4 protein-coding genes and 1 pseudogene are annotated in these 3,513 nt (G+C 70.6%); 1 reads left to right on the top strand and 4 read right to left on the bottom strand.

Annotated elements, in window-relative coordinates; genetic code table 11:
• Positions 1-158 (bottom strand): annotated as a pseudogene (locus Q7T09_RS03630) (bifunctional riboflavin kinase/FMN adenylyltransferase); the annotation flags it as partial.
• Positions 159-163: 5 nt separating this feature from the next.
• Positions 164-586 carry a MaoC family dehydratase gene (locus Q7T09_RS03625; RefSeq protein ID WP_304697706.1) on the bottom strand — a complete coding sequence of 141 codons (423 nt, stop codon included), beginning with the start codon at positions 584-586 and terminating at the stop codon, positions 164-166.
• A 109-nt stretch (positions 587-695) separates the two neighbouring features.
• Between Q7T09_RS03625 and Q7T09_RS03620 the strand changes: the two genes are divergently transcribed.
• The gene (locus Q7T09_RS03620) at positions 696-1,133 is read left to right on the top strand and encodes a copper resistance protein NlpE (RefSeq protein WP_304697704.1); all 438 of its coding nucleotides are present in this window, start codon (positions 696-698) and stop codon (positions 1,131-1,133) included.
• A gap of 163 nt (positions 1,134-1,296) precedes the next feature.
• On the opposite strand, the gene Q7T09_RS03615 is transcribed toward Q7T09_RS03620, so the two are convergent.
• Together Q7T09_RS03615 and Q7T09_RS03610 are read right to left on the bottom strand one after the other, a co-directional pair.
• Positions 1,297-2,154 carry a TIGR01459 family HAD-type hydrolase gene (locus tag Q7T09_RS03615; protein ID WP_304697703.1) on the bottom strand — a complete coding sequence of 286 codons (858 nt, stop codon included), beginning with the start codon at positions 2,152-2,154 and terminating at the stop codon, positions 1,297-1,299.
• Between the two features lie 199 nt (positions 2,155-2,353).
• On the bottom strand, positions 2,354-3,513 hold a 1,160-nt coding region (locus Q7T09_RS03610), incomplete at its 5' end, for an EAL domain-containing protein (RefSeq protein WP_304697701.1).

The raw sequence follows: 3,513 nt of genomic DNA, 5'->3' as shown, positions 1-3,513 counted from the left end.
CTGATCACCCCCAGGGGCGCCTTGAGCTGGCCCGCGGCCTTGGCGGCCAGCGCGATGACGCTCTGGTGGCCGCGATGCACGCCGTCGAAATTGCCCAGCGCCACGGCCGCGCCGCGGTCGCTCTCCGCCAGGTCCTTCCAGCCGTCGACGATACGCATGGGGCTCAGGCGCCCTTCCGGGGGACCATGATCACGGCCTCGCCGTCCACCACGGTCTTGCCGTTCACCTGGCAGAGGGTGGCCAGGGTCGCGTGGCCGCGGGCTTCGTCCAGGGCCTGGATCGTCACCCGGGTCACCACGGCGTCCCCCAGCTTCACCGGCCGGCGGAAACGCATCGACTGCGACAGATAGATGGACCCCGGGCCCGGCAGCTTCGTGCCGATCACCGCCGAGATATAGGCGCCCGACAGCATGCCGTGCGCGATGCGGGTCTGGAAGGTGGTGGTCTTGGCGTAGTCCTCGTCCAGATGGACGGGATTGGTGTCGCCCGAGACGGCGGCGAAGGCCTCCACGTCATTGGCGGTGACAACCTTTGTGGTCTCGGCCGACTGGCCGAGGCTCAGATCTTCGAAGAACAGTCCCTGCACGCGCGGTTCCTTCAGCCCCGGCTTCCTTAGCCGCCTTGAGCGCTCAAGCGAAGCCCTGGACGAGATCGGGCGTCCGAGGCAGGCTGGCAAGTCCGATCGGGAGGCGATGATGAGAAACCTGGCCCTGGCCTTCGTCCTGACAGCGCTCGCAGCCTGTTCCCCACCCGCCGCCGGAACCCCCGCGCCGGCGCCCGCCGCCGAGGCCCTGACCATGAGCTTCTCGGGCCTGCTGCCCTGCGCCGACTGTCCCGGCCTGAAGACCGACCTGACCCTGACCCGCGACGCCCCCTATTCCGGCGACGGGACCTACCGGCTGGTGGAGACCTATCTGGAGCGCGGCGCGCCCTTCACCACCACCGGCAAGTGGGGCACCCTGCGCGGCGACGCCGTCGACCCGGACGCCACGGTCTACGAGCTTGACCCCGACAAGCCCAACGGAGCCCGCCACTTCCTGCGGGTCGGTGATGACGAGGCGCTGAAGGTTCTGGACGGCGACATGAAGCCCCTGCCCGACGCCCTGCCGAGCACGCTCAAGCGGGTGAAGTAGGGGCCGCTGAGTTCCTCCCCCATCGGGGGAGGGGGACCGCGAAGCGGTGGAGGGGGCTAGGGCTGTGCCGGTTCCGCGGCCCGAACCCCTTCCGTCTCGCGGCCTGCGGCCACGATCCACCTCCCCCGACCGCGCTGCGCGCTGGGGGAGGAATTGCAGCTTGCTACCAGACCAGGTCGGCGATCGCGTAGGTCGCCGTCAGGCCGTCGGCGGCCAGCAGGTCCTCCACGGCCTTGGCGTCGAGGCCGTCGGGGCCGATGGTCTCGGCGCCGTGGATGCCGCTGGCGACGAACAGCACGTCCAGGCCCTGGTCGTTGGCGCCCTTGACGTCGGTGGGCAGGCCATCGCCGATGCAGAGCACCCGGGCCCGGTCCACCGGCCGGCCCAGCAGCCGCTCGGCTTCCACCAGGCACAGGTCGTAGATCGGCGCGTAGGGCTTGCCGGCCATCAGCACCTCGCCGCCGAGGCTGGAATACAGCTGGGCCAGCGCCCCGCCGCAATAGATCAGCCGGTCGCCCCGCTGCACCACGATGTCGGGATTGGCGCAGATCATGGTCAGGCCCCGGCGGGCGGCGGCCTCGAAGCGCTCCTGGTAGTCGCCGGGGCCCTCGACCTCGTCGTCATAGGGGCCGGTCACCGAGATGAAGGCGGCGTCGGTATGGCCCGCATAGGCCAGGCCCAGGCCCTCATAGAGCGGGGCGTCGCGGTCGGGGCCGACGGTCCAGGCCGGGCCCGGCGCCCGCTCGCCCAGCAGCACCCGGGTGGCGTCGCCGGAGGTGACGAAGGCCTGCCACGTCGCCCTCTGGACCCCCAGGCTGTCCAGCTGCGGGACCACCGAGTGGGATGGCCGCGGCGAGTTGGAGATCAGCACCACCGGTCCCTTGGTCTCGCCCCAGCGGGCGAGCGCCCCGCAGGCGGCGGGGAAGCTTTCGCGCCCATTGTGGATCACCCCCCAGACATCGGAGAGGATCACGTCGTAGCGGTCGGTGAGGGCGGAGAGTCCGGAGATCAGCTTGGTCATGGGATCGGGCGGTAAAGGCGCTGGCCCGGCGGGTCAATGCGCTCCAAATTCCTCCCCCTCCGGGGGAGGGGGACCGCGAAGCGGTGGAAGGGGCTGGGGCCGTGCAGACGGCAAGGGCCAAACCCCCTCCCGTCTCGCGGCCTCCGGCCACGATCCACCTCCCCCGAACCGCGCTTCGCGCTGGGGGAGGAATTAGGCCTTAGTGGCGTCCGCCGCCGGCGCGGCGGCGCAGGGTGCTGCGCAGGAACTCGGCGGGGGGATCGGTCTCGGCCAGGACGGCGTCCTTGATCGGCCGGGGCTCGCCGAACAGGTGGCCCTGGCCATAGGCGATGTCGAGCTCGAGGATGTCGACGATCTGGCGCTCCTCCTCGACCTTCTCGGCGATGATCTCCACCCCGTAGCGGCGGGTCAGGGTCGCGAAGTCCTGGGCCGCCAGGTCGGGCATGGACTTCAGCACCAGACCTTCGTCGGTCTCCACAAGCTGGCTCAGCAGGAACTGGGCCCCGATCTTCAGGAACTTCACGTCCGAGCGGGCCAGGTCCTGGAAGTCCAGGTCCAGGTCCACGACCTTGTCCAGGCTGAAGCGGAAGCCGAGGTCGGCCAGCTTGCCCATGTTGCGGGCCTCCACCGCGCCGCGGGCGTCGAAGGCCGCCTGGCCCAGCTCGAAGATCAGCGCGCCGGCCAGGTCGCGGTTGGCGGCCAGCAGGTCGAGGAACTGCGGGAAGAAGCTGTCGTCGGCCAGGCTGGAGGTGGAGATGTTGCAGAAGATGCCGATCTTCTTGTCGGTCTTGGCCAGCCGCCGGACGATCTGCACGCAGCGGAACAGCAGCAGGTTGTCGATGGAGGTGACCAGGCCCTCGGGCTCGGCCACGGCCAGGTATTCGGCGGGCATCATCACCCGGCCGGTGGCGTCGCGCAGGCGCGAGAAGCTCTCGTAGAAGACCGTCCGCCGCTGCGGCAGGCCGACGACCGGCTGCAGGTAGAGGTCGACGCGGTTCTCGGCCAGGGCCTCGCGGATGGTCTCCAGCAGGGCGGCCGACTGGCGGTGCTGCGGGGCGTGGCGGGCGGTCAGCGGGGCCTGGACCATCCGCTCCTCCAGCCTCTGGCCCATGCGCTGGACCAGGTCCTCCAGCATGTGGACCTCGCCGGTCAGCTCCTCGGAGCGGCGCAGGGCGTCGTCGGTGACGGTGGCCACCACCTCCACGACCCGGGCGTCCATGCGCTCCATCTGGTCGATGAGGATCCGCTGGGCCTCGCGCACGGTCTCAAGCTCGCGGCGCAGGGCGGCGTTCTCCAGGCTGTGCATGATCAGGCCGTGGAAGGTGTAGCAGAGGGCGAACCCGGCCGCGAGCATGGCCA

The organism is Phenylobacterium sp. (assembly GCF_030645195.1).
Classification (GTDB): domain Bacteria; phylum Pseudomonadota; class Alphaproteobacteria; order Caulobacterales; family Caulobacteraceae; genus Phenylobacterium.
This window is presented reverse-complemented; position numbering and strand designations above follow the sequence as displayed.

What these genes read in the sequence shown, in the direction of transcription:
- Q7T09_RS03620 (WP_304697704.1), top strand. Translation starts at nt 696, where the DNA reads ATGAGAAACCTGGCCCTGGCCTTCGTCCTGACAGCGCTCGCAGCCTGT.
- Q7T09_RS03615 (WP_304697703.1), bottom strand. Translation starts at nt 2,154, where the DNA reads ATGACCAAGCTGATCTCCGGACTCTCCGCCCTCACCGACCGCTACGAC.